Origin of the sequence: Acinetobacter sp. BSP-28, from assembly GCF_044130285.1 — a bacterium.
In the GTDB taxonomy this organism is placed as follows: domain Bacteria; phylum Pseudomonadota; class Gammaproteobacteria; order Pseudomonadales; family Moraxellaceae; genus Acinetobacter.
The window spans coordinates 151,013-176,103 of sequence record NZ_JBIQOB010000005.1 but is presented as its reverse complement, the minus strand read 5'-3'; the positions used below and the strand labels follow the sequence as shown (position 1 = coordinate 176,103).

At 42.2% G+C, this 25,091-nt stretch carries 27 protein-coding genes, 2 tRNA genes and 1 pseudogene; 11 read left to right on the top strand and 19 right to left on the bottom strand.

Features of this window, described 5'->3' with window-relative positions:
- Positions 1–227: 227 nt before the first annotated feature.
- Together tehB and ACE01R_RS05545 are read right to left on the bottom strand one after the other, a co-directional pair.
- Positions 228–1,097, bottom strand: a complete 870-nt coding sequence (gene tehB / locus ACE01R_RS05550; protein ID WP_395549413.1) for an SAM-dependent methyltransferase TehB — start codon at positions 1,095–1,097, stop codon at positions 228–230.
- A gap of 203 nt (positions 1,098–1,300) precedes the next feature.
- A complete protein-coding gene (locus ACE01R_RS05545) occupies positions 1,301–1,573 on the bottom strand; it encodes a hypothetical protein (RefSeq protein WP_395549411.1) in 273 nt (90 codons plus the stop codon).
- A 398-nt stretch (positions 1,574–1,971) separates the two neighbouring features.
- Between ACE01R_RS05545 and ACE01R_RS05540 the strand changes: the two genes are divergently transcribed.
- A complete protein-coding gene (locus ACE01R_RS05540) occupies positions 1,972–2,655 on the top strand; it encodes a hypothetical protein (protein WP_395549409.1) in 684 nt (227 codons plus the stop codon).
- Between the two features lie 95 nt (positions 2,656–2,750).
- Here the strand turns inward: ACE01R_RS05540 and ACE01R_RS05535 are convergent, their stop codons facing one another.
- From ACE01R_RS05535 to ACE01R_RS05500, 8 genes are all read right to left on the bottom strand, one after another.
- On the bottom strand, positions 2,751–3,281 hold the full coding sequence (locus tag ACE01R_RS05535; protein ID WP_395549407.1) for a hypothetical protein: 531 nt from the start codon (positions 3,279–3,281) through the stop codon (positions 2,751–2,753).
- A 269-nt stretch (positions 3,282–3,550) separates the two neighbouring features.
- Positions 3,551–4,285 (bottom strand): class I SAM-dependent methyltransferase, encoded by a 735-nt coding sequence (locus ACE01R_RS05530; RefSeq protein ID WP_395549392.1) that lies wholly within the window; start codon positions 4,283–4,285, stop codon positions 3,551–3,553.
- Positions 4,286–4,313: 28 nt separating this feature from the next.
- Positions 4,314–5,027, bottom strand: coding sequence for a hypothetical protein (locus ACE01R_RS05525; protein WP_395549380.1), 714 nt, complete (start codon positions 5,025–5,027; stop codon positions 4,314–4,316).
- An 18-nt stretch (positions 5,028–5,045) separates the two neighbouring features.
- A complete protein-coding gene (locus tag ACE01R_RS05520) occupies positions 5,046–5,495 on the bottom strand; it encodes a hypothetical protein (protein ID WP_395549373.1) in 450 nt (149 codons plus the stop codon).
- A gap of 78 nt (positions 5,496–5,573) precedes the next feature.
- Positions 5,574–6,101, bottom strand: coding sequence for a hypothetical protein (locus ACE01R_RS05515; protein WP_395549345.1), 528 nt, complete (start codon positions 6,099–6,101; stop codon positions 5,574–5,576).
- Positions 6,102–6,372: 271 nt separating this feature from the next.
- A tRNA-Phe gene (locus ACE01R_RS05510) sits at positions 6,373–6,448 on the bottom strand.
- A gap of 134 nt (positions 6,449–6,582) precedes the next feature.
- A tRNA-Phe gene (locus tag ACE01R_RS05505) sits at positions 6,583–6,658 on the bottom strand.
- A gap of 197 nt (positions 6,659–6,855) precedes the next feature.
- Complete coding sequence (locus ACE01R_RS05500) at positions 6,856–7,233, bottom strand: acetyl-CoA sensor PanZ family protein (protein ID WP_395549301.1); 378 nt, start codon at positions 7,231–7,233, stop codon at positions 6,856–6,858.
- Between the two features lie 96 nt (positions 7,234–7,329).
- On the opposite strand from ACE01R_RS05500, the gene hisB reads away from it, so the two are divergent.
- The 5 genes from hisB to ACE01R_RS05475 all read left to right on the top strand — a co-directional run bounded on the left by hisB (position 7,330) and on the right by ACE01R_RS05475 (position 11,096).
- Positions 7,330–7,923 (top strand): imidazoleglycerol-phosphate dehydratase HisB, encoded by a 594-nt coding sequence (gene hisB / locus ACE01R_RS05495; RefSeq protein WP_395549245.1) that lies wholly within the window; start codon positions 7,330–7,332, stop codon positions 7,921–7,923.
- The gene (hisH, locus tag ACE01R_RS05490; RefSeq protein WP_395549228.1) at positions 7,923–8,540 is read left to right on the top strand and encodes an imidazole glycerol phosphate synthase subunit HisH; all 618 of its coding nucleotides are present in this window, start codon (positions 7,923–7,925) and stop codon (positions 8,538–8,540) included. Before hisB ends, hisH begins: the two co-directional genes overlap by 1 nt.
- 109 nt (positions 8,541–8,649) lie before the next feature.
- Positions 8,650–9,327, top strand: a complete 678-nt coding sequence (locus ACE01R_RS05485; protein ID WP_395549219.1) for a 3'-5' exonuclease — start codon at positions 8,650–8,652, stop codon at positions 9,325–9,327.
- 67 nt (positions 9,328–9,394) lie between these two features.
- Positions 9,395–10,126, top strand: a complete 732-nt coding sequence (gene hisA, locus ACE01R_RS05480; RefSeq protein WP_395549173.1) for a 1-(5-phosphoribosyl)-5-[(5-phosphoribosylamino)methylideneamino]imidazole-4-carboxamide isomerase — start codon at positions 9,395–9,397, stop codon at positions 10,124–10,126.
- 67 nt (positions 10,127–10,193) lie between these two features.
- Positions 10,194–11,096 (top strand): DMT family transporter, encoded by a 903-nt coding sequence (locus ACE01R_RS05475; RefSeq protein ID WP_395549142.1) that lies wholly within the window; start codon positions 10,194–10,196, stop codon positions 11,094–11,096.
- A gap of 89 nt (positions 11,097–11,185) precedes the next feature.
- Here the strand turns inward: ACE01R_RS05475 and ACE01R_RS05470 are convergent, their stop codons facing one another.
- Positions 11,186–12,598: an NAD(P)/FAD-dependent oxidoreductase gene (locus ACE01R_RS05470; RefSeq protein WP_395549103.1), complete on the bottom strand. Its 1,413-nt coding sequence runs from the start codon at positions 12,596–12,598 to the stop codon at positions 11,186–11,188.
- A gap of 42 nt (positions 12,599–12,640) precedes the next feature.
- Positions 12,641–13,972 carry an APC family permease gene (locus tag ACE01R_RS05465; RefSeq protein ID WP_395549099.1) on the bottom strand — a complete coding sequence of 444 codons (1,332 nt, stop codon included), beginning with the start codon at positions 13,970–13,972 and terminating at the stop codon, positions 12,641–12,643.
- 97 nt (positions 13,973–14,069) lie between these two features.
- Between ACE01R_RS05465 and ACE01R_RS05460 the strand changes: the two genes are divergently transcribed.
- Positions 14,070–14,429, top strand: a complete 360-nt coding sequence (locus ACE01R_RS05460) for a helix-turn-helix domain-containing protein (RefSeq protein WP_291354068.1) — start codon at positions 14,070–14,072, stop codon at positions 14,427–14,429.
- Positions 14,430–14,739: 310 nt separating this feature from the next.
- On the opposite strand, the gene ACE01R_RS05455 is transcribed toward ACE01R_RS05460, so the two are convergent.
- From ACE01R_RS05455 to ACE01R_RS05445, 3 genes are all read right to left on the bottom strand, one after another.
- Positions 14,740–15,132 carry a DUF4870 family protein gene (locus ACE01R_RS05455; RefSeq protein WP_395549016.1) on the bottom strand — a complete coding sequence of 131 codons (393 nt, stop codon included), beginning with the start codon at positions 15,130–15,132 and terminating at the stop codon, positions 14,740–14,742.
- Between the two features lie 141 nt (positions 15,133–15,273).
- Positions 15,274–15,897, bottom strand: coding sequence for a DUF1294 domain-containing protein (locus ACE01R_RS05450; protein WP_395548998.1), 624 nt, complete (start codon positions 15,895–15,897; stop codon positions 15,274–15,276).
- 14 nt (positions 15,898–15,911) lie between these two features.
- On the bottom strand, positions 15,912–16,862 hold the full coding sequence (locus ACE01R_RS05445) for a homoserine kinase (RefSeq protein ID WP_395548962.1): 951 nt from the start codon (positions 16,860–16,862) through the stop codon (positions 15,912–15,914).
- 110 nt (positions 16,863–16,972) lie between these two features.
- Here ACE01R_RS05445 and hisF point away from each other — a divergent pair, with 110 nt between their 5' ends.
- Positions 16,973–17,734: an imidazole glycerol phosphate synthase subunit HisF gene (gene hisF / locus ACE01R_RS05440; RefSeq protein WP_300043432.1), complete on the top strand. Its 762-nt coding sequence runs from the start codon at positions 16,973–16,975 to the stop codon at positions 17,732–17,734.
- A 375-nt stretch (positions 17,735–18,109) separates the two neighbouring features.
- Here the strand turns inward: hisF and ACE01R_RS05435 are convergent, their stop codons facing one another.
- Positions 18,110–18,706 carry a hypothetical protein gene (locus tag ACE01R_RS05435; protein ID WP_395548951.1) on the bottom strand — a complete coding sequence of 199 codons (597 nt, stop codon included), beginning with the start codon at positions 18,704–18,706 and terminating at the stop codon, positions 18,110–18,112.
- A 105-nt stretch (positions 18,707–18,811) separates the two neighbouring features.
- Here ACE01R_RS05435 and ACE01R_RS05430 point away from each other — a divergent pair, with 105 nt between their 5' ends.
- A complete protein-coding gene (locus ACE01R_RS05430; RefSeq protein WP_395548943.1) occupies positions 18,812–19,813 on the top strand; it encodes an AraC family transcriptional regulator ligand-binding domain-containing protein in 1,002 nt (333 codons plus the stop codon).
- Between the two features lie 133 nt (positions 19,814–19,946).
- A complete protein-coding gene (gene aqpZ / locus ACE01R_RS05425; RefSeq protein ID WP_395548941.1) occupies positions 19,947–20,636 on the top strand; it encodes an aquaporin Z in 690 nt (229 codons plus the stop codon).
- A gap of 71 nt (positions 20,637–20,707) precedes the next feature.
- Here the strand turns inward: aqpZ and ACE01R_RS05420 are convergent, their stop codons facing one another.
- A complete protein-coding gene (locus ACE01R_RS05420; protein WP_395548939.1) occupies positions 20,708–20,953 on the bottom strand; it encodes a hypothetical protein in 246 nt (81 codons plus the stop codon).
- Positions 20,954–21,022: 69 nt separating this feature from the next.
- Positions 21,023–22,129 carry a DNA/RNA non-specific endonuclease gene (locus ACE01R_RS05415; RefSeq protein ID WP_395548938.1) on the bottom strand — a complete coding sequence of 369 codons (1,107 nt, stop codon included), beginning with the start codon at positions 22,127–22,129 and terminating at the stop codon, positions 21,023–21,025.
- A 255-nt stretch (positions 22,130–22,384) separates the two neighbouring features.
- Between ACE01R_RS05415 and ACE01R_RS05410 the strand changes: the two are divergent.
- Positions 22,385–22,522 (top strand): annotated as a pseudogene (locus ACE01R_RS05410) (hypothetical protein); the annotation flags it as partial.
- A 686-nt stretch (positions 22,523–23,208) separates the two neighbouring features.
- On the opposite strand, the gene ACE01R_RS05405 reads toward ACE01R_RS05410, so the two are convergent.
- Positions 23,209–25,089: a potassium transporter Kup gene (locus tag ACE01R_RS05405; RefSeq protein ID WP_395548936.1), complete on the bottom strand. Its 1,881-nt coding sequence runs from the start codon at positions 25,087–25,089 to the stop codon at positions 23,209–23,211.
- Positions 25,090–25,091 lie beyond the last annotated feature (2 nt).

Genomic DNA, 25,091 nt, shown 5'->3' with positions numbered 1-25,091 from the left:
AGATAAAAAACCCCGCTTATTGCGGGGTTTTTTATGTTTTGAATTTTAATAGATCTATTTCATAAATCAAAAAGTAAACATTAATTGGCAGTGAAATTAATATTGAAAGTTCCTTCTCCCTTTGGGAGAAGGCTAGGATGAGGGGATTTTTTAATTTCATCCTCTCCCTCTTGCGCGTAATTACGCTCATCCTTAAAAAGGAGAGGGAATTTCCATTGTGAAATAAATTACAGTGAAACCCTCTGCGCCAGCAAAGTTGCAAAATGCTGTTTAATCCGATTTCCCTGTGCATCCACCCGATGCAACTCACCGACATTTTCATTGTATTTAATAATGTTCCAACCCTCATACAAAGCACTTAACTCCCATGGCTTAAAGGCAAATGGAAAGTCAGGCTGTGCCGGAAGGTCGTCCGTATTCATCGCACAGACAATCAGGTTATAGCCTCCCGGAACAGTCGCTTGTTGCATCTTCTTAATCAGAGGTTTCACCGTTTGGGCTTGCAAGAACATCATCACCACAGTACAGCAAATAAAGTCATAACGGCCGGTAATACTTGGGTCTGCATTTAAATCACGCTGTTGCACCTGAATATTATCAATCTGCTCACTCTGAATAATCTGCCTTAACTTTTGCAGGCTGTTTTCATTGACATCCCAGGCATCCACCTCAAAACCATGCTGACTTAAATACAGCGCATTACGCCCCTGCCCACAGCCAACATCCAGGGCACGGCCACCTTGCAAATACGGCGTAGCAGCCAGAATTTCCGAGTGAGTAGGTGAAAGCTGATATTTTTTAGTGAAATAATCCTGTGGCAGACAGTAAAACTGTAGCTGACATTCAATGTCATCACTGGCAGAAACAATTTTGTGCCACGCCTGCGGCTCAATAAAAGGCGGTTGCTGCTCTGGGCTAAAGACATGCTCGGACTTTACGGCTCCCGATTCATCCAGCATGGCAAAATTCAGCTCACCCTTGAATACTGTCAGCTTTGCCCAGGTACCGGCTTTGGTATTGTGCTGATTTTTAAACCCTTGCGGAATACTCTGCTGTGTCCAGACAGGGAGTTCTTTATAACACATAAGCTGTTGCATAAAAGACTGCGCTCCAAAGCATCGGTGGTTGGGCTAAAATTAATCAGTTGATGATCTATGTTTTTAGCATAGCCCGTTCCACAGCAGAATGAAATAAGCTAACGATATGCCATTTGGGCAAACTAAAAGCCCTATAGAAAAGCAAAAAAACTGCCCGATACGGACAGTTTTTGGGAAACTTTAAAAGCGAGATAAATATTTTTTTAATGCAACAGTTGTTCGCGCAACCATTCCATATATTTTTCTTTGTCCATAAAGTCGGGGGCGCTACCGGTGTCCAAATTATAATACTGCTGATTGAACTGAATCACAATCTGCTCGGTATGATGCCAACCTTCAATCATTTCAAAGTATTGATTGAAGAAAAAGCGGTTTTTACCCCTGTTGTTTAAGCTTTCTAGTTTTGGATAGTTTTTATTCGCAACAAACTCACTATACACATGCTGAATATCATCAAAAACGTGTATGGTTTTCATGACTCACCTGCCTGGATTTCATATTGTGATTTTTATGACTGTTTTAATCTAGCAATAGAATTTGAATAATAAATGACAGCTAGATTGCAAAACTGTCATGTTTAAAAAGATGAAATCTGTTTGTTCAACTGTATGATCGTTTTGCGGGACAAAGCTCAAGAAAAATTAAATCATCGCCATTCTCAAACATATTAATTCCTGTTTAATCAAACCCCGATGGAACTAAAAATTCAAAGATATGTAACCCATCTGCAACATCGTGTTATCACTCTGTTAATTTAGTTGAATATTCACACAATCAAAGCTAACTAACTTGTTAACTTTTAAAAAATTAATATCTCTAGCGTTAATATAAGCCGTACAAAAAACCTCTTTATTCTCACGATTGAGTAATCCACATGAATACTATTAAAACTGTCTTGACGATCACTTTAGTTGCAGGTACAACCTCTGCTATGGCTGCTACTGCTGTAGAAACCACGCCAGCTGCCAAGGTTGCCGCATTAAAAGCACAAGTAAAAGCAGACACCATTCAGACAGCAAGCACTGTTAAAGCAGCAGCTGCCACAACAAAAGAAAAAGCGGAAGTTAAAACCAAAACTGCTGCACACAAAACTGTAGCAGCTAAAAATGCAGCCGTAGCTAAAACTGTAACTGCAAATGAAAAAGCTGTTGCTAAAACCGTAGCAGCAAAAGAAAAAGCTGTCGTTGCCACTCAAACTGCCGCTCACAAAACAGAAGCCGCTAAAGATGCTGCTGTAGCTAAAACTGTAGCAACTAAAGACGCAACTGTAGCAAAAGCGGTTGAAGCAAAAGAAGCAACAAAAACTGCAGCTCATAACACTGTAGTCGCTAAAGATGCCGCTGTTGCTAAAACTGTAGAGGCTAAAGATGCTGTAGTAGAAAAAACAGCTAAGGTGAAAGACGCAACTGTTGCTCAAGCAACTGAAGCAAAAGATGCGACTGTAGAAAAAACAGCTGACCTAAAAGAAGCAGTTGCTGAAAAAGCAGATGCGGCTAAAACTGAAGTAAAAGCTGAGAAAAAATCATTCTTCTCTTGGTTTAAAAAATCTGCGGCTTAATTTGCATAACGCATTTTAACCGTAAAAAAGGATGCCATTAATGAGCATCCTTTTTCAGTTATAGTGAAAAATATTGTGATCCACATACTGCCCAGCTAGCGAATAGTATTATTCGGTGTATTGATTCGCTGTTGTTGCAACTGTCTGATTGCTTCATTTAGCGAAGTATTTTCCAAAACACCCAGTGAAAGTTGCTCTCGAGCAATTTGCACAGTGGTTGCGTTACGGTCTATACCAAAATTCGCGAGTATAATATACAAGCCTTCTCTTGGATCAGCTGATTGCAAACCTTGTGCAATGGCCAGAACATATTGCTGCAATGCCACTGGCAAACTGTTGATATCTGGCATAGGTGCCTCAGGAACCAGATCTATGGTCATCAAAATAGTCGGATCTACAACAAAGTTTTGGGTATCCATTTGGATCTGCATAATTCTATGCTGCAAAACTCTTTCTTTTTGAGGATCTTCCCGATATTCAATCACTGGCGTGGTTTCAGCGCTTAATTCGGCATCCGTTAAGGGACTTAATCCAGGTGCATCCGCTATATCGGCAAAAGTGGAGGAAACAGAAAAGCTTGTGGCAATCGCTACAATTGCACAGGACAAATTTTTTAGGAGCTTCATGGCAGTTCTACTCAACAATGAATTGAAGTAAATAAACAACCGTCGACACCTGTAATTGTATAGTTTATGCGCCTTTCAGCCACTTGCCCCGGACCAGTGGTCTTGCAGGACATTCTAATTTTCTTTAAAAAAACCTTTCCTTTCACCTCTTAATAAATACAAGAGCTGTTGCTTTAAAAAGCCTGTCTCTGGATCATACTTTTATAAATCAGATTTTTATATTCCCCTGCTTATATTGCCTCACTAGCACAAGGTTTCCGCTACAACCTTTATTTTTCTCGCATTCCTACGCGTAGAAGTACAGGAAATGTTACATCTAAGTGTTCAGGCACCGCTTGCAAAGCCGCTGAAATCGGCTGAAGTGGATCATCATTATTTTTATCTTGATAATGCTTTAGTGCTGACCAGGTTTTTAAATAGCTGAGCAGCTGCTGCGGAGTCCATTGATATTCTAGGCGCAAATCTGGAACAGCCTGCTCATGAAAAGGAAACGGAATGCTTTGATACAGCTCATCAATATAACGGCGTTCGCTGTCCCAATAATCTTTTAAGGTTTCAGCATACAGCTGCTGAACCAAAGCATTGATTGCCGCATCCTGAACCTGAATCAGGCCATAGCCAATGACCGCCAGCACCCCTTGAGGTTTAAGCACCCGTTTGACTTCTTTATAGAATGCATCGAAATCAAACCAGTGAATGGCTTGTGCCACCGTCACCAAATCGATGGACTGTTCCGGAATGGTGGTCTGCTCTGCTGCCTGTAGCTGATAGCTGACATTGTCAAAATAAGGTGCCTGCTGTAACTGAGCCTCGCTAATATCGGTCGCTACCACATGCTCGAAATACGGTGCCAGAAGCTGGGTAAACTGGCCAGAACCCGCAGCACAATCCCAGGCAAAAGTTCGTTCAGGTACATGCTTTAAAATTTCTTTGACAATTTGGACGGAATAACTAGGCCGGGCCTGTTTATAACGCAAACTATTGCTGGAAAAAAGATCTTTCATTTAACGATGCTCAAAAATATTTATCAATTTAATCAATTACCTGATCAATTCTAAAACTGGTCTGGGCAATCGGCACCAGCTGATCATTCAGTTGATAATATTTAACATCGTATGTCCCTACTTTCCAGCCCTTGGCAGGATTAAAACTGACCCAGTTCTGTTCCCGATTGGCACTGATGCGCTGCGGCATAAAAAACAGTACTTCACCTGTGGACTGGTTGCTCCAGCGCACAAAAACCTGCTCATTATTCGGGGTTTTTCCCAAAGTATCAAAATGGGCAAATAACTGTTGTCCGGCGTAAACTTGCCTTGGTAGCAGATTATTGGCTATGTTTTGTTGCTGTGCCGTCACGCTGGCCTGACCGGTCATGCTTTCATGCGGATCATTTTTTGCATCGACAAATTCATTGACCAGACGTTTGGCAAACGCGTGCTTGTTATGGACACTAGATAAATCATTATCCGGAAAAGCCTGTGCCAGATACTTGTTAATCTGCTCAGGTGTGGCCTGATCTATAATGTTATTCACCTGATTTTTCTGATTTTTTAGCTGTTGCTGCAAGACAAGCCGGTCTTCAGGCTGAGCCTGCGCTTTTTGCTGAATCGTCTGGATAAAATTTTCCACAGCAATATCCTGATGATGTTCAGGAACAGACGGTTCAGATTCAGGCTTGGACTGGGCAACAAAATAACCCAATGCAAAGCACAGTATGCCAATCACCAGCGTGGCAAGAAATTTCATGCGACTTAAATACACAACTTAATTACAAGTGATGGTTTCAGTCAGGTTTCCGACAGGAATATTCACGCTTCCAGTAGGAAATAATACCCCTGCACTGACTTGCTGCCTGGTGAAATTGGTTCCTGACAGCAGCCTTAATCCTTCCGCGGTACACAGTCCGGTTTGGGTATCATTGTTTAGTTGTACCACACAGCCATTGACTGTCACTTTATGGGTATTGATGACTGGCTGAATACATAACTGAGTAATGACCACTGAAGAAGGTGATTCCAGCTCACAGGCTGAACAATCTTGATTTGCACCACCACAGGCATCAGCCGCTTTTTCACTGCGGCAAATATAGGTTTGATTACCAAAGCTAAAGGTTTTTTCAAAAGAAGAGTTAAAGTGATCACCACTTCCACTACCACCACAGGCCGTGACTAACACCGATAAAAAAGTGAATACAGGGAGAGCGATTCTTTTCATTGCGTAGTCTCCAGTTATTATTACTTTGATTCTATAAGTAAAAAAACCTCAAGCTGTGGAGATGTAAAACAAGAAAAATTACTGCATTTTAGGTGTCATCACCCCTGATGCAGGAGGATTATTTATAGAATGTTCAAGCGTACCAATATTGATTTTATTCAGGTCGATCTGTATATGCGTACCACGGTCGATGTGCTGCATACTGTTGCTACGATCTATGCTAAAAGGTTGCAACATAATATACAAACCTTGTGTGGGATCGCTCGACTGTAGACCCTGAGCAATATTCAACACATGCTGTTGCAGTAAGGGAGCTAAAGAATTCAGGTCTGGCTGTGATTGTAGGGGCTGAAGTTCAAGGTTGGCAACCACATGGCTATCAATCATAAAGTTTTGTGCGTCACGTGAATTACGAATAATTTGATGCTGTAAGGCACGGCGATTCATCTCATCATTCTGATACGGCACAACCCCGGTTTCTGTACGTAATTCTGGCTCGGCCAAGACTTGCAGTGTCGGTAAGGTCACAGTGTCATCGGCATGTACCAGCGTGCTCCCCGTACAGCCTAATATCAGTGGCAAAGTAGAGATTTTTAGCAGATTCATAAGCTTGACTCATAACGTAATTTCAAGACAATGCAGCTTCACACCATGCAAGAAAAATACTTTTCATTACACCTGTATACGTTATAGCCTACATGAAAATCTGTTTTTGCTCACCTTAACCCGGATAAACGGTCTTTTTCACTCGCTCCAATCTATTCTTAATATCCAGCTCTTTCCAGAGCTTTGCCGTATCTTGTAGGCACAGATAAGCCCCGATACAGAACAGAGAGGCAAAAAAAAACCTCAAACAATGTTTGAGGTTTTTTAAATATGGTGGCGAGACCCAGGATCGAACTGGGGACACACGGATTTTCAATCCGTTGCTCTACCTACTGAGCTATCACGCCAATGCCGTGTATTAAGCCGTATCTGCTCTCAATAGTCAATATAATTCAGCATATTTTTATTTGATCGAATATTTTTTACCCAAAAAAATCCCTGATGGGATCAGGGATTGAAATCTTAAAATAGATTTTGAATATGGTGGCGAGACCCAGGATCGAACTGGGGACACACGGATTTTCAATCCGTTGCTCTACCTACTGAGCTATCACGCCGATGCCGCGTATTAAACAGTTTAAGTGTTTTTCAGTCAAGTAGGTTTTGGGATTTTTTAAACAAACGTTTATTTTTACAGCAAATTAGCATTTATTTGCTTATTTTTTATTTAAAACTCAATTCATTCTTTAACCCCGGCTATGTTCAGACATAAAAAAAGCAGCATAGACGCTGCTTTTTTAGATTAGCTACAAGCTTAAATTTTTTCTAAATGCGCCAGACAACGATGAATGGCTCCACAGCCCGGTTCAAACGTCTTCACGCCTTTTTCTTCTTCCATTCGGCAGACTTCACTGACCAGTCGTTCTGCTACCCCGCGTCCACGGTTAGCTGGATGGACTACAATGTTTTCCAGCGTCCGGCTTTCCCCCTGTCCGGTACACCAAATTGCCCCAATCAGTTTAGTATTAAATTCTGCTGTGTAAACTAAGGTATACTGAGACAAGTTTTGCTCTAGTTGTTCAATGGCATCCTGCCCATCTCCAAATTCAGGGCTAGTGTCATACAGTCGCTCAAGCTGGCTGCGCACTTCGTCATTTTCTAGTGAAGTATAAGCATGTACGGTAATAGGCATTGATTAACCCTCCTGAGCAATCTAATATGCGATGATTTCGTCATCGCGAAAAAACATTTTACATCATCATTTTTGACGTTTTTGAGGAACGTGTCTATGACGCAACGTATCAGTGAAGTGGTAAGAAACACTAACGAAACCAAAATCCGAGTTCGTGTGAATCTTGATGGTACAGGTCAAGGCACTCTTAATACAGGTATTCCATTTTTAGATCATATGATTGATCAAATCAAGCGACACGGCTTATTTGACATTGATATTCATTGTGATGGTGACCTGGATATCGATGATCATCATACCGTAGAAGACTGCGGGATCACACTCGGACAAGCATTTGCGCAAGCACTTGGCGACAAAAAAGGCTTAAAACGCTATGGTCATTTTTATGCACCACTGGATGAGTCTTTAAGTCGTGTAGTGGTCGATTTATCAGGTCGTCCGGGCTTGTTTATGGATATTCCATTTACACGTTCGATGATTGGTCGTTTTGATGTAGATTTATTCTCTGAATTTTTTCAAGGCTTTGTAAATCACGCGTTAATGACGTTGCACATTGATAACCTAAAAGGCAAAAACAGCCATCACCAGATCGAAAGCGTATTTAAAGCATTTGCCCGCGCACTCCGTATGGCATGTGAAGTCGATCCACGTGCAGAAAATACTGTTGCTTCAACCAAAGGTACTTTGTAATGACCCGTATTGCCCTTCTTGACTATGGTATGGGAAATTTACACTCTGCAGCCAAAGCCCTGGAACATGTCGGCGCAACTGTAGATGTCACCAATGATCCCAAACTGATTGCCCAAGCCGATAAAATCGTCTTTCCGGGTGTCGGTGCCATGCGTGACTGTATGCAAGGCATGCATGAAGCCGGTATTGATGAAGTGGTACGCAATGCCGTATTCAACAAGCCTGTTCTGGCAATTTGTGTCGGCATGCAAGCGCTTATGCAACGCTCTGAAGAAAATGGCGGTACCGATGCACTGGGTATTTTTGAAGGTGAAGTGAAACACTTCCCACACATGGATGGCCTCAAGGTGCCGCACATGGGCTGGAACCAGGTGCATCAGGCAGACCCGAGCCATCCGATGTGGAAAGACATTGAACAGGATGCACGTTTCTATTTCGTGCATAGTTTCTATGTTGAACCTCAAGACAAGAGCATTGTGGCAGCGACTTGTGACTATGGTTTAGAGTTCTGCACAGCATTGCATAAAGAAAACCTGTTTGCGACCCAGTTCCACCCGGAAAAAAGTCATACTGCAGGTTTACAGTTGCTGAAAAACTTTGTGGAATGGGATATCTAAAGCTCTTCCAATCAGTTTTAAACAAAGCTCACTTCGGTGAGCTTTGTTTTTGCCTAAAAACTGGAAAGCGTTTAAGCTGAATTTAAAATAAATCACTGTATCGATCATCATGGAAGAGCTTCTGCTTCAAACACTCCCTAGCAAAGAACAAATTCAAGAATTTCCTGTATTTCAAAATCTTCCACTGCAACAAATTCAGGTCATTAACAACATTGAACAATGCCTTTCCCTTGAACAAGAGCTGAAAAGCTGTGCATTACTTGGTTTTGATACTGAGTCCAAACCTACCTTTGAAAAAGGTGAAGTTTCCACCGGTCCGCATCTGATTCAATTAGCGACTTTGGAAAAAGCCTATTTATTTCAGATTAACGTTGAAATTTTGCAGTTCCTAAAACCTGTTTTTGAAAATCGCGACCAGATTAAAGTCGGCTTTGGTTTAAAGAATGACGCCCATCTATTCCGTAAAAAAGGTATTGAACTGAACAGTGTGATTGAACTGTCGAAATGCTTTAAAGCTTTTGGTTTCAGCAACCCGATGGGACTGAAAAATGCCATGGCGCTTCTATTTCAGGTCAATTTTCTCAAAAGTAAAAAAATCAGCACCTCGAACTGGGCACGTAAAACGCTGACTCAACATCAGATTGAATATGCTGCTGCCGATGCCTATGCCCCTGTTTTAGTGTTTGAAGAATTACTGCGCTTAGGCTTGCTGCCCAAACACATTCCCAATACCTCATTAAAATTACGTATTCGTCCAAACAAAATAAAAGCTGCAACTGGTGCTTAGAGATTTAACAATACTTTGTTAAGATGGAACACAATGAATTCAATAAGATTTGGCAAGGAGCGTAAGCATGCTGATCATCCCTGCAATTGACCTGAAAGATGGCAAATGTGTCCGTTTAAAACAAGGCCGTATGGAAGACGATACCGTGTTTTCTGACGATCCAGTTGCAACTGCACAGCATTGGGTAAATGAAGGCGCGCGTCGCTTGCATTTGGTGGATTTAAACGGTGCTTTCGCAGGTACACCTATTCATAAACCTGTGGTGGAAGCCATTGCCAAAGCACAACCAGAGCTACCAATTCAAATTGGTGGTGGTATTCGCTCGCTTGAAACCATTGAGCATTACCTGGATGCCGGTGTGTCTTTTGTGATTATTGGTACTAAAGCAGTTCAAAATCCTGAATTTGTTGAAGAAGCATGCAAGAAATTTGCAGGTCATATCATTGTGGGTATCGATGCCATGAACGGCATGGTGGCAACCGATGGCTGGGCGAATGTGACTGATGTCAAAGCAACAGATTTAGCTAAACGTTTTGCTGATGCTGGCGTATCAAGCATTGTGTATACCGACATTGCACGTGATGGCATGATGCAGGGTGTAAACATCGAGCAAACTGTTAACTTGGCGACTTATTCAGGTCTTCCTGTGATTGCCTCTGGTGGCGTGACCAATCTTGATGATGTCCGTAACTTAAAAGGTAAACCGGGCATTTTAGGCGCGATTACCGGCCGTGCAATTTACGAAGGCACGCTTAATCTTCGTGAAGCGCAATTATTGTTAGATGAACAGTCACTTTAATTCCGTGATGTATCTCTAAGAGGTCTTCGGACCTCTTTTTTATTTTTGAAAATCTCCTTATGTAACCATGTCCAATACCCCTTCTTACTTAAAAGCCAAAGCGCCGCAACTTGCCTTAATTTTGATTACCCTGATTTGGGGGGGCTCGTTTATCACCGTGCAATACGGCTTAAACTTTGCCAGTCCGATGTTTTTTGTCGGCTGCCGATTTGCTGCTGCCATGTTGTTTGTCAGCCTGTTTTCCTGGAAAGATTTAACTGCAATCAAACTTAAAGAAATTGCCGCAGGGGCTTTAATTGGTCTGGTGATTGCAGTGGGTTATGGGACCCAGACCATTGGGCTGAAAACGATCAGCAGCAGTGAATCTGCTTTCCTGACGGCTTTATACGTACCTTTAGTGCCCATACTTTTATGGTTACTGTTCCGTAAAACGCCACAAATCATGACTTGGTGTGGGGCAGCACTGGCTTTTTTAGGATTGGTCTTTTTAACCGGCAACGGTTTTGGTGAAATCCAGCTGAACTTTGGCCAGATCATTACCATTCTGGGTTCAATCGCTATTGCCTTGGAAATTATTCTGATCGGTTTTTTTGCCGGTAAAGTCAATGTGCGCCGTGTCACCGTGATTCAACTCGGCTTTGCCTCCATCTTTGCCTTTTGCATGATGCCTTTGGCGGGTGAAAGCTGGAATCCGGTTTTTTCCTGGCCGCTGGTGATCATTTTAGCTGGCTTAGGTTTTGCCAGTGCAGCCATTCAGTTGGTAATGAACTGGGCACAGCGTGAAGTTGATCCTGCTCAGGCTGCGATTATCTACTCAGGTGAACCGGTTTGGGCTGCGTTGATTGGACGTATTGCGGGTGAGCGTCTACCCTTATTGGCAATTTTAGGTGGTGTATTGGTGGTGCTAGGTGTAATTATCAGCGAATGGAAACCGAAGTTTTTAAAGAAGAATGAGCAAGTAAGTCCTTAAAAGTTTAATTTCCCTCTATCACCCTCACCCTAGCCCTCTCCCACTGGGAGAGGAAGATCCACCCTTAGTTTTTGGTAAAAAAGAGATCTTTAAAATGACACCATTTTCCCCGGATTAATTAAAGCCCCTAATCCATATGCACTTTTTGCCATGGGAATCACCACAGGTGCTAAAGCACGACCAAATAAAATATCTTGATGCTGAATACTGCTCAGCATATTGAAATCATCGGCTTTTCCACAGAAATCATCGGCAATAGCTTTCCCAATCCGCACTGTTTGTGCCACACCATGACCACTCCATCCTTGCACAGCATAGATCGGGAATTTATTGCCAAATTTACGGCTGTCCGCAGCACCATTCATGGTCAGATCAGTTGTGCCGCTCCAGACAAAATCAAGTTCTACATTGTGTAGCTGGGGGAACACATGTTTGATTCGACCCAATAAATATTGATGGGTTTTTTCAGGATTCCAACAAGAACCTGTACCTTCTCCACCAAATAGTAAACGGTTTTTAGATACACCACGGTAATAATCAATCTGGAATTGTGTGTCATACACCGGTGCATCGCTGGGTAGCAACTCTTTTAAATTAACTTCCAAAGGTGCTGTGGTACAGACATAGGTATAGAATGGAATCGTAGTTTGGTTATGTTCTTTCAATAGTTTAAACAATGCATGATGCACGCCCATCACCACACTTTTACGTGCTTTAATCACACCGCCAGAAGTAGTTACATAAATCCCATCTTCCCGCTCTTCAACAGAAAGCACTTCTGTTTGCTCATAAATCTTGCCACCATTTTTACAGAAGCCATAAGCCAAACCACGGTTTAAAGCTAGTGGATGAATATGTCCACCCAATGTATCCAGTAAACCGCCACAGTAGTTGTCAGAATTAATATGCTCCATCAATTCATGTTTACCCATCACTTGAGTATGTGATTCATCCAAAAATTTGCGGGCATCTGAACCCTGAGTCAAACCCACCAAATGCCCTTCATGCACGGCGGCAGTAATATGAGCATGCTTACGCTGTAAATCCAGATCATATTGATCCGCAATCGAATCAATTAAGGACATCGCTTCAGTTGAGGTGAAATGCCAGAGTTTTTTGGCATCTGCATAACTGAAACGCTCAATCATCTCGGAAGCTTCCCAACGAGCTAAGCCGGGAGTCAGTTGTCCGCCATTACGACCTGAAGCTGCGCTGCCAATCCGGTTTTTCTCAACCAGCACAACCTCTACGCCCTGCTCGGATAAATGCAAAGCGGTAGAAGCGCCCAGCAAGCCGCCACCAATCACCACGACATCACATTCAATATCGGCACTCAAGGTATCAAACTGGTGCCATTGTTCCAGTGAACTTTCATAGTAATTCGCAGGGAAATCAAACTCGCCATGTTTAGGATTGACCCAGTTCCATTCTTTCCCACTTTGCTTATTACGGCTGACTTTAAATTCAACATCTTCTAGAAATACTGGCTTATTGATATTCATTTTGTTCACTCTCTATTGTTCAATTTATATTCAAATGTGGATCTAGTACGCATTGCCAATCACAATGTTTTGCTTTTTCAGTTTTTTATAAAGGAAGATTACCACCCCAATAAACAACCATCCGCAGCCAAAAAGAAGGGCTGATCGTTCCAGGTTGAACCATAAACACATGATTACTGCCACAGAGATCAGCGGCAAAATCAGATTCATAAATTTATTTTTAAAGCCTTGGCGTTGTTTCTCTAGCACATAGAATTTCATAAGAACTGAGAAATTTACTGCCGTAAAAGCAATCAATGCGCCAAAGCTAATCATGCTGACCACAGTGGCTAAATCGAGAGCAATCGCCGTTAAGGAAATAAGACCGATGGTAAGGACTGCATACAGCGGGGTGCCTAATTTACTGTGCAGTTGACCAAAAGTGCTTTTATGGAAAATACCATCTTTGGCCATGATATGAATAAGACGCGAAGCACTGGCATGGGTTGCAAGCCCTGAAGCAAAGGTATTCATGATTTGTGCACAGAGGAAGACCGCTTGGAATAATGCCCCACCGACATAGAGCACGATTTCCGGTAATGCCTCATCCGGATTGTTAAAACGCACATTACTCGGAAAATACAGTTGGATAAACCACGAAGCAGTGATGAAAATTGTTCCACCCATTAAAGTGGTCAAGATAACTGCACGCGGAATGGTACGTTTTGGATCTTTGGTTTCATGTGACATGGTGGTCACGGCATCAAAACCCAAGAATGAAAAACACAGAATGGATGCACCCGCAATCAATGGCAGAATTGATGTATTACCATTAAATAACGGAGCAACCGTGAGCACATGCTCATAACCTTGTGATGATCCAACACCTTGAATGACCAGATAGACAAATAGCCCCATCAACAGCAGCGGTGCCAAGACAAAGATCAAGCTGAGATTGGCTAAGATATTAATGCGGAAACAATTGATTAATGTAACAAGTCCGGCAAACAGACTCACCCAAACCCAATATGGCACATCTGGAATCACTGCTTCCAAATAAATCCCTGCCAGTAATGCATTGACTAATGGCAGTAAAATATAGTCCAGTAAGGAACACCAACCGACAAAAAATCCTGCCTTTGCACCACAAGATTCTGCTGTATAAGTATAGGCTGAACCCGGTTTATCACTAATACGACTAAAACGTGCATAACTAAAAGCGGTTAGCAGCATTGCAGCCAAGGCTAAAATATAGGCCAGAGGTACACGTCCATCCGTGATCCCTGAAACAATACCAAAAGTATCAAACACCACCATCGGTGTCATATACGCGATACCAATAATCACCACTTGCCATAAAGACATTTTCTTGAAAGAAACTTGCGTTTTTTTCATGCATGCCACCTGAACATTATTTATTTGAGTTATTTGTTCATTTGCAATGACTATGCCATATAATAAAAATATAAATATTTAACTCAGGCGAGAGTAAATGCCAAAGTACAGTTTAGAAACCCGAAAAGCAGCCATTCAAATGTATAAAAAAACCGATTACAAGGTAGCAGTTTGCAAAGAATTCAACATCTCTCGTGTGACTTTAGATGCCTGGATTAAGCTGGAAGAAGAAACAGGAGATTTACTACCAAAACCAGCAAAAAACCGTGGTGCTCCCAGCCACATTAAAAACTGGAATGAATTTCAAGTATTTGTAAAAAATACAAAATTTCAAAACATCAGCGATCTTGTACCTTTGTTTGAACAACGCTTTGGCTATGCAGTTTCATATGCCGTTCTGGTACGTGCCATTCATATTTTAGGGCTACGTCGTCGCCGCGGTCGCTTTTATTCTTAAGCCTAAAATTAACCAAAATTCAAAATAAAAGCAGAAATTAAATTTATAAAAATAAATGTACATTAATGTATATTTATTTTATTAAAAAAGTAATTTTTAAATATTAAAAACGTAAAATAATTAAAATAAAAATGTAAAATATAAATATTAAAAACGTACAATATTTTAATTAAAAAAGTATATTATAAAAATTAAAAAGGTAATGTTTATTTTTATAAAGTAGCTAAAGTAACGCACAATTTTTAATGGTTGGTACATTAAGGTGCATAAAAAAGGTGGCCTGAGCCACCTTTAAAATTAATCAAGCTACTTATTGATACATCGGTTGATTATCATTCAAGCGGATAATGCCACGAATAGCACGATAGACAATCCAGATCCAGGAAATACCAATGACCGTAACACAGAACGTGGTTGCAAGAAGTGCCACGCCCGCGAAAAGGTCGGTATTTTCACCGGTAAAAAATAAGAAAAAGAACGGAATAAAAGCAATAATATTCCAGAACAGATACCACCAGAAGGTTCGAATTTGCCAGGTAAAATGGCTTTCAAAAATGGAACCACGCACATCATTGCGTTTAATGTAGTTAATCACAAGTGCAATCACGGCAAGCAAACCACCCGTAAAAATGGCAATGATATACAGAATATAAAGGACTAAAGTAAGCGTACGGTTAGGATCTTGATCGATAGAATAATTCATTGTTGTACCTTATAAATTCATTAGACGTCTTTCATCATTGTTAACACCCTCTTTATTTTTCTCCCTGAGCTGAATTGAAATGTATTTCAAGTTTGCGCAAGAGAAATAAAAGGGACTTATGAAAGAAGTTTATTTTTCTCCTTAAAATTTAAGTACATTAAAAGGAGAAATCAGCCATAAAATCAAAAGTATGTTTAAGGCTATAGTACAAAAATAAATCTTTCTAAAGGGTTGTTTTTGTGTTTTATGACGCAGTTTTTCTTGCGCTAGCCATGCCGTAGGCCAGCCTCCAAGAAAAGATAACAGATGCAGGGTTTGCTCAGGCACACGGCGATTACCCTGTAAGGCAGCTTCTTTATCCTGAGCATACATCCAGTAAGTTATGGCATTAATCACACTAATAAATAACAGCACCATGCCACTTAATAAGCCCGCTATGGTAAACACAGCTAAAGCCAGAATATAACCGACACAGGCAATTTGCATCGGTTTCAATTTTTGCGCAGATTGCTTGGAGATTTTTGGCTTGCTGGATAATTTTTGGGTTTGTGAAGCTTTAAGATAGGTGACTTGCTGGGCACGATAACGCCCATCCCCATCCAGCAATACCGTATATTCAAGCGCACAACCCACAATCGGGCGTGGTCCTTGGCGGGCAAAGTCTTTGATATGTAAAAACACGCGATCTTTCGCGGCATCATTGGGCTGAATAAAACCATAGCCTTTTTCATCAAACCATTCGACCAAACGCCCCTGATCACGCATTTTTTATTCCTATATCAAGCCGTCACAAATTTTAACCGTTCCACAAGCATATTGCGCATTTCTAAAGGATTTTTCTGAAGAATATCATCTCCTGTACGTCCTTGTTGTGCATTTTTTTGTGCGACTTGTAAACGCATCAACCAAAAACGTGCTGCCGCCATAGCCAAATAGATTTCCAGGCAGGATTTCTCATCCTGAGTCAGCGGGCGCACCGTTTCATAGGCTTCTAAAAAGGCTTGGGCTTTTGCTTCATTTAAATGAACCTCGGGATATTCGGTGCAGAAGTCATTTAAGGTAATGGCAATATCAAACAGGAATTCGTCTTTATTGAGCTCATAAAAGTCGAGAATTCCTTTTAATTCATTGCCTTCAAACAAAGTATTGTCGCGGAACAAATCGGAATGGATAAAGCCTTTGGGACGGTTAGGATACACTGCCGTGAGCGCATCATACAGCCCCAGAACTTCACTGAGTAAAATGGCATCAGCCGGATTTAACGTTGGTTTTAATTCTTTCGCCACTTGCAGCCAATAATCGTGGTTACGATATTCGGCACGTTCCAGTGGAAAATCCTGTAAGGCAATATGGATTTTCGCCTGAGCCACAGCAATGGCCTGTACCTGTTCCAAGGTTGATGGCATGGGATGTTGCCCCATCATGCGTGGAGCAATCTGCGCAGGCTTGTTTTTAAGGCTATGAATGGCTTTGCCCGCATAATTCAGTGGAACCGGAACAGCTACCCCCTGTTTGCCCAAATGCTCTAGCACGGGAACCAGCTCCCCTGCACCTCGCTCATCCATTTCTTCAAAAACCGTCAGTACATACTGCGTAGCATTTTCACAGACTAAAAAATAGTTTGTATTCTGAATACCTCCTTGAATCGGAATCAGGTCAATCACCTCTAATCCATAAGGTGCTGCAAACGCCTGAACTTCCTGTAAAGTCAAAGTGGTATAAACCGACATAGAAAACCTGCAAAAAAACTTACATAATTTTGATAGAATACCTTCTACAACTACCAAGGTGTAGCACCTTCGTGGCGAAGTTTCATAATCGGCTGTTATTTTTGGAAAAAATTATGCTTGCTAAACGTATTATTCCTTGCCTTGACGTAGATAATGGTCGAGTGGTGAAAGGCGTACAGTTCCTTGATATTCGTGATGCAGGCGATCCGGTCGAAGTGGCACGCCGTTATAACGAACAAGGTGCCGATGAAATTACCTTCCTGGACATTACTGCAACCTCAAGCGGTCGTGATACCACTTATCGTACCGTTGAACGCATGGCAGAAAGCGTATTTGTTCCCTTAACCGTAGGTGGTGGTGTGCGCAAGGTGGAAGATATCCGTCTGTTGCTGAATGCCGGTGCCGATAAAGTCAGCATTAACTCGGCTGCGGTATTTAACCCGGAATTTGTTCAGGAAGCTTCGCAACGCTTTGGCGCACAGTGTATTGTTGTTGCCATTGATGCCAAGAAAACTGGTGACAACAAATGGGAAATTTTCACCCACGGTGGTCGTAAACCAACCGGTATTGATGCGATTGAATGGGCTGTGAAAATGGCCGATTACGGCGCGGGCGAACTTCTAATTACCTCTATGGATGCCGATGGTACCAAAGCAGGTTATGACCTGGCGTTAATGCGTAACATTAATGACCGTGTCACTATTCCGACCATTGCCTCGGGTGGTGTAGGTAACTTGCAGCATTTGGCCGATGGTATTCTCAAAGGCGGTGCAGATGCTGTACTTGCAGCCTCTATTTTCCACTTTGGTCAATACACCATTCCGGAAGCCAAACAATATCTGGCTGCACAAGGCATTGAAATGCGTCTCTAAGAGATTAAGACTTGTCTATTCAGAAAAGAGTGGCTCCCCCACTCTTTTTTATTTATAGATCAGCTCTGAAATCAAGCCCGCACAAAAATTGCAGATAAAAAAAGGGAGTCTTGAAGACTCCCTATAAACCAAGAAAACTACAGCGTGGTTTCTTGAAAAGAAAACAATAAAATGACATATACAGTGCTTCGTCAGGCTAACTTGGTCAACCTGATGATGCAAACAAATATATAACAAAAAAATAACCAAAACATTGACGATTAATACCGAAAACATTGACAAATTACGACAAAGTCTTGAAAACAGGGACCCCTGGCTATTTTATAACCACATATTCCTAACCAATAAAACTGACAATTCATTATGAAAAAATGATCATTTATCCTGATTTTTCACCCATTTTGCCGGAAAATATCGCTCCGATAATCCGTTTAACAGATTTGAAACTGTGTCGGGAAGCAGAATGCCTAATGGATTTTTCTCCTGCAATTCTGCCGATGAAATCACCCGAGTTCCCAAAATGTAATCAAACCAGGGCTTGGTCACGCACCAGTTGGCATCCTGATTGGAGTTCATATGATGATCATAGTGCCAGGGAATTTTTTTCATCGCCCACTCTGGCTCTAAATGAGCGCGACGATGAATATAATAATAATTACAGGCGCTATATACCGTAGACAGTGCCATACCTTTGGATATCGGATAAAATAGCGTACCAAAAACGCCTGCGACCACAGTCAGTGAAATAACTTCATTTTTAGTGCGCCAATTTGTAAGCCCTTCAACATAGCCATGGTCATAAAAATCTGTTTTTCGTACTTCACGATGATGTTCCCAATGCGACTTCATACTGTCAGGCACAGGACTATAGCGCGGCTTTCCACTACGATGCCTACCATGCAAAACATATTTATGGGCGACCCATTCAAAACCATTGGCCACCACCAAACCCAACAAGAAACCTTTCCACATTATCGCTTTCTCCCTATTCTGTATTGAATATAGGCAATGAAATGTGCTAAATATTGACCTTAAAATAAAACTTCATTGACAAATTACGACAATAAAAAGATCAATATGCATCAGTTTAAAGATTACACAGGCTCTGTATATGGCGGACTTGGGCATTTACTTTATGCCTATAGTCAGGCCAAAGGCTTAGCCATTTCTGAAAAACTTGAACAAGTTCAGAACTTGGAACGCTTTGACTTTTGTCTTTGGCGCGAATTACTGACCGATGTAGATCAGCATTTAAAAATTCCTGCACTCGGCTTAGAGATCGCCGAATATGTACAACCCAAACATCTCGGCATTATTGCCTATATTGCCCTGTCCTGTAATACCTTAGGTGAAGCTTTGTATCGTTATCATGACCTGCATCGTTTGATCTATGATGGCAGCCCCTTACAAGCCGACATGCTGGGGGATTATTTGGCCATTGGCTGGGGAAGTGTTCCTTTTCATCTGACCACTCAAGTCAGCAATGAAATCGCAATTGCCGTGATGTTTCAGTTCCTGAAATATTCTATGGAATTTGAAGATATTCATATTCATGAGGTTCACTTTACCCATCCGGCACCCAAGAATGTCGCGTTATACGAACAGTATTTCCATTGCAAAGTCCGTTTTTCTCAGCCTGTGGCGCAAATTATTTTACCAGTTGCCGAGCTCGCCAAGCCTTTTCGTCAAGGAGACCAAACCCTGCAACATTTGCTGATGCAGCAAGCTCAGGCACTCCTGGATAAACTTCCGAATTCCACCCAATTAGATGAACGTCTACAACAAGCTATTCTCACCGGACTGCAAAAAAACCTGTATCAAATTGAACCGATTGCCAAGCAGCTCAGTATGTCGGTACGGCAATTGCAACGCCATTTACAACAACAAGGCACCACCTATCAGCAGCGTATGCAGGAAGTACGACATTTATTGGCGGAGCAATATTTAAAAGATCGGCATCTCAGCCTGCAAGAAATTGCCTTATTGCTCGGCTATTCCGAGCAAAGTGCCTTCCAGCGTGCTTTTAAGCAGTGGACAAGCATGACACCGCAGCAATGGCGACAGCAACAATATGCATAAAAATGCCACCAACTGGTCATGCGCATGTCATATCTATTCATCATGTTATGATTAATAAATCAGCAGTTTTCCGATCAATATAAAATATACTGAATGATAAAAAGAAAATGAATAACAGCGTCTGGAGAATAAAATGAATAAATATCTTGCTGAATTGATTGGAACATTCTGGCTAGTCTTTGGGGGTTGTGGCAGCGCGGTACTTGCAGCAGCCTTTCCGGAACTCGGTATTGGATTTGCCGGTGTTGCACTGGCGTTTGGTTTGACTGTGCTGACCGGTGCCTATGCCTTAGGACATATTTCTGGCAGCCACTTTAACCGCGCAGTCAGTGTAGGCTTATGGTTCGGTGGCCGTTTTGATGCCAAAGACCTGATTCCTTATATTATTTCTCAGGTGATTGGGGCGACCCTAGCAGGTCTGGTTCTCTATCTGATTGTCCAAGGCCAGGCGGGTTTCGTCGGTACCGGTGGTTTTGCCAGTAATGGATTTGCTGAATTATCTCCTGGTAAATACTCAATGACCTCAGCACTGATCATTGAAATCGTATTGACTGCGTTTTTTCTGATTGTGATTATGGGTGCTACGGATAAACGTGCACCTGCCGGTTTTGCCCCCATTGCTATTGGTCTAGCCCTGACCCTGATTCATTTAATCAGTATTCCAGTGACCAATACTTCGGTCAATCCGGCACGCAGTACCGGTGTGGCCTTTTTTGCCGAAACTGCAGCTTTAAGCCAACTTTGGTTATTCTGGGTTGCACCTCTTTTTGGCGCCATTCTTGGCGCACTCATTTATAAAGTGATTGCCCCTGAAAAAGACTAAAAATTCTAACAATAAAAAAAGCTCACATCTGGTGAGCTTTTTTTATGTTCCACATGGAACATGAGCACTATTTATAAAAATGGATTTTCAATTTCCTGTTCATCTTGACGATCAATTTTTTCCGGAAGGTTGGCTTCTTTTTCCAGAGCACTGACCACAGCATTTATAAAAGCCTGCAAGGCTTTCGCTGCCTGCAAACCAGCCTGGTCCTTGGTGAGCTGTAAATTGCCATAAATACTGACACAATCTTCTTGGTTTTCTAAGGTTAAGTCGTGAATGGCATGCGATTCGGTACCATTTTCAAAAGGCTTGAACATTGTATTCTCACTGATCTTTGTTGTTATTAAAAAGGTAAGATGATGACTCTCATCCTACCTAAAAAAGGCTTATTTCAACAACTGTAAAATGTACTGCAAAAGCCCTTCAATCAACTGTTTAACAATCGCATCTTGAGTATTTGGATCGATTGCTGGTGCACTGCCCTTATTCTCAGCCGATTGTGGAGTCGTTGAACTTACAGATGAAGATTTAAACTTTTTCTGCAAAGCGCTAAGCGCATCTGCACTGACTTCTTCAGCACATTGGCTTTCTGCATCCCAATGTGAATAGGCAATTTTCTGGGTTGCTTTCACTGCACTTGCCTTTAATGGCAAATTGTAAGTATTGCGCTTTTGATCTTCTGTGAGCTGGGGAAAAATATTAATTCCAGTGAGATCTTCCAGGGCACAGATACTCATCACCTGCACTTTCGGTGCAGTATCTTTCAGGGTGTTGTCGGCATAGTAGACACCGGCCGCGCCTGTTTTTGGCATATAGATGGCTTTATAGGTCGCGGTTGGAACGATCACGCCATTACCAATCGTCTTCAGCTTTTTAGCTGAATACACTGGCCCAGTGACAATATATACATCCTGCTTCTGCTTGGTCACAATGGCACGAGTCGCTTCTTCCAGCTCTCGCCAAACCTGCTGATTATTCTTCGGTGCTTGCGGCACCATGTTGGCCAATGAGAAGCTGTCAAACTGTGCATCTTTATTCGGCATATCGGCATTCGGTGCCATGTGTCCACGGTCATAGCCTGAAGCTTTATAGTCCGCCAAGGTCGCGCGATATTCTGCTTTTACCCTTGTTTCTTCATGAAAGCTGTCTTCACGTGGAATTTTCTGGCTCAGGCGTTGCGGGGTCAAGGCTTCCGCCACCCACAAAGGCGTTTTCGATACCCCCGAATACATCACATTAAAGCCATTAAAGCACAGCGGAAAGGTATTTTTATTCAGGCTTTCTTTGGCCAAATAAGGCGGAATATCGCGATAAAACTGATCCAGACATGCAGAGTTTGATGCAGAGGGTAATGAAACCAACTGCTGAATTCTTTCTTGTCCAAAGGCTATTGCAAAACTGCTGGTTGCCACTAAACCCAAAATAATTTTTAAACTATTCTGCTTTAAAATTTGCATTACAGATTGACCAGTTTTACGTTTCTTAGTTGCCATTTTGAGACGAACTCCCATTTTTCACGAGCTTAACAAGCAGTGAAAATGAAGTATATGTAGCAAATTTTGTTTGCTTAACAATTAGCCTAAAACTGATTAACAAAAGCACAATTGTTGTAACAGTCTGTCTAATTTTCTAAAGCTTTTATAAAGACTCTTAATGGCTTTGCGTATGTTTGATTGAAAAACCGATTATGAATATGACAAGGTAAAAATACGCAAAAAATCTGAATAATGATTCCTACGGAGTATTTTATGCATTCTAAGCTTTTAGGTTTAAGTCTGGTTACAGGACTCATGAGCGCAACCGCATTCGCAGAACCGGCAATTCAACCTGGCGATACTTTAGAAAGTCTATCTAAAGCAAAAGTCACTACTACCGTAAATGGTCAGGCCGGTTCCATTCAAGATTTAGTCGCCAGTGGTCAAATCCGTATTGTGAATGCAGGCAATGATACCCAAGTGGCTGCAGCACCCACCCAAGTCGGATCTGAAACAGAACTTCAAACCAGCTCAGCTGCAGATACAACAGTACCGCAAACTGAAACTCAAGCGGCGGATATAAATACTACAGCACAAACGGCAGAACCAGCTCAGGCTGCATCTGAAACAGCAGGTCAAACTGCTGCTGATGTGACTGCACCACAAACAGCAGAGCTGAATACCGCAGCACAACAGGCAACTGAGCCTGCTCCAGCACAGGCTAATGCTCCTGCTATTGAGCAAACAGCTCAGGCTGCATCTGAAAATACAGATCCGATGCAACCGAATGCAGAATTAGCTGCACAGCAAGCTGAACAAGTGGCAGATCAAGAAACTGCGGCCGCACCAGTCAATACAGCTGAAGCAAATGCAATGCATGAAGCTTTCGCAGCAACACCAGAATCGACTCAACCAGGCGATGCGGTACAAGCAGCACCATCAGCTGAAATGAATGATGCACCCGTTAATGCATCTCCTGAAGCTCCAGCAGCAGACGCAACAGAGAACTAATCACGCTCTTTTTCAGGCTTTCATCCTCCAAATAAAAAACCAAGGATTTTCCACCTTGGTTTTTTATTGCCTGCAATATCTAAGGCTTAGATTTCGATTTGACTACCTAATTCAACCACGCGATTGGGCGGAATCTGATAAAAGTCACTGACAGGGCTGGTATTGCGCTGCATCGAAATAAACAGCTTTTCACGCCATGGTGATAAGCCTTCGCCCACAGTATGAATCAGTCGATCTCTGGAAATAAAGAAGCTCATTTGCATCATGTCAAATTCAAAACCTAACTCCTGATAAGCTTGTTCAAGTGCTTCAGGAATGTTCGGCTGATCTTTAAAACCGTAATACAGTGAAATACGATAGAAACGGTTATCCAGTTTTTCAATTTTACTGCGTTCTTCCTGTTTCACATAAGGAATATCGCGGGTATTCACGGTTACCATAATATTCAGCTCATGCAGAACCTTATTGTGCTTAATATTATGCAACATGGCATGCGGCACAATATTCGGCGTACCGGTCAGGAAGACTGCAGCACCCGGAACAAATTGGGTTTCAGCACTCATGCCAATACTTTTGATAAACAGATCTATCGGCAAGGCATCTTTTTCCAAACGCGCCAACACAATTTCCCGTCCTGCTTTCCAGGTCATTAAAATGGTATACACTGCTGCACCAATCAGAATTGGTACCCATCCTCCAGAAATAATTTTTAATGACGTTGATGCAACAAAGATCAAATCAAGCAGCAAAAATGGTACGGTAAATAATAAAACCTTCCATACCGGCCAGCGCCAGAAACCATAAGCCAGAAATGAAATCAAAATGGTACCGCAGAGCATGGTCATGGTCACAGCCACGCCATAAGCACTAGCGAGATTGGCACTGTTTTCAAACAATAAAATCAGGATGACCACCGAAATAAACAGCACCCAATTGATGAACGGCAAATAGATTTGCCCCTGTTCAACATCCGACGTGTGATGCACGCTTAAGCGGGGTAAATAGCGCAGCTGGATCGCCTGATTGGTCATGGAGAAAACGCCCGTGATCACAGCTTGCGAGGCTATGACTGCTGCTGCAGTTGCCAGACCAATCATCGGATACAATGCCCAGCTCGGCACCAGCATATAGAACGGATTGGCAATCGCATCCGGGTTACGCAGTAATAATGCCCCCTGTCCTGCATAGTTTAAAAGCAGACAGGGTAAAACAATAATGAACCAGGCCAGACGAATCGGTAAGCGACCAAAATGCCCCATATCTGCATAGAGCGCTTCTCCACCGGTCATGGTCAGAATCACCGCACCCATGGTCAGGAAAGCAACATAAGGCTGATGAACAACAAAATTAAAAGCCCAGTGCGGACTGATCATGGTCAATACAAATGGGGTCTGGATAATGCTCCAGACACCCACAGCACCAATCGATAAAAACCACGCCAGAGTTAAGGGACCGAAGAATTTCCCCATGGTAGCTGTACCATGACGCTGTATGATAAATAGACCGGTTAAAATACCAATCGCCAAAGGCATGAGCCACTGGTTAAACATGGGCGTTGCAATGCTTAAACCTTCAATTGCCGATAATATGGAAATTGCCGGAGTAATAATGCCATCACCAAAAAATAACGAAGCACCAATAAAGCCTAGGGCAATCAGATAAATTTTCTTGTTGTCCGCAATACGTGTGGTTCGCAGGTTCAATGCCAATAAAGACATGATCCCGCCTTCACCATTGTTGTCTGCACGCATAATAATGGTGACGTATTTAAAACTGATCGTCAGCATGATGCACCAAAAAATCAGGGACAAAATTCCAAGAACTGATGCCTCAGTAATCGCCAGATGCGCTGTGAGGAAACATTGCCGGAGGGCATATAATGGGCTGGTGCCAATGTCTCCAAATACCACCCCAAGCGCTGCGAGGGTAATCACAGGCAAGGCGGCTTTTTGTGCAGTACTTTGCATAT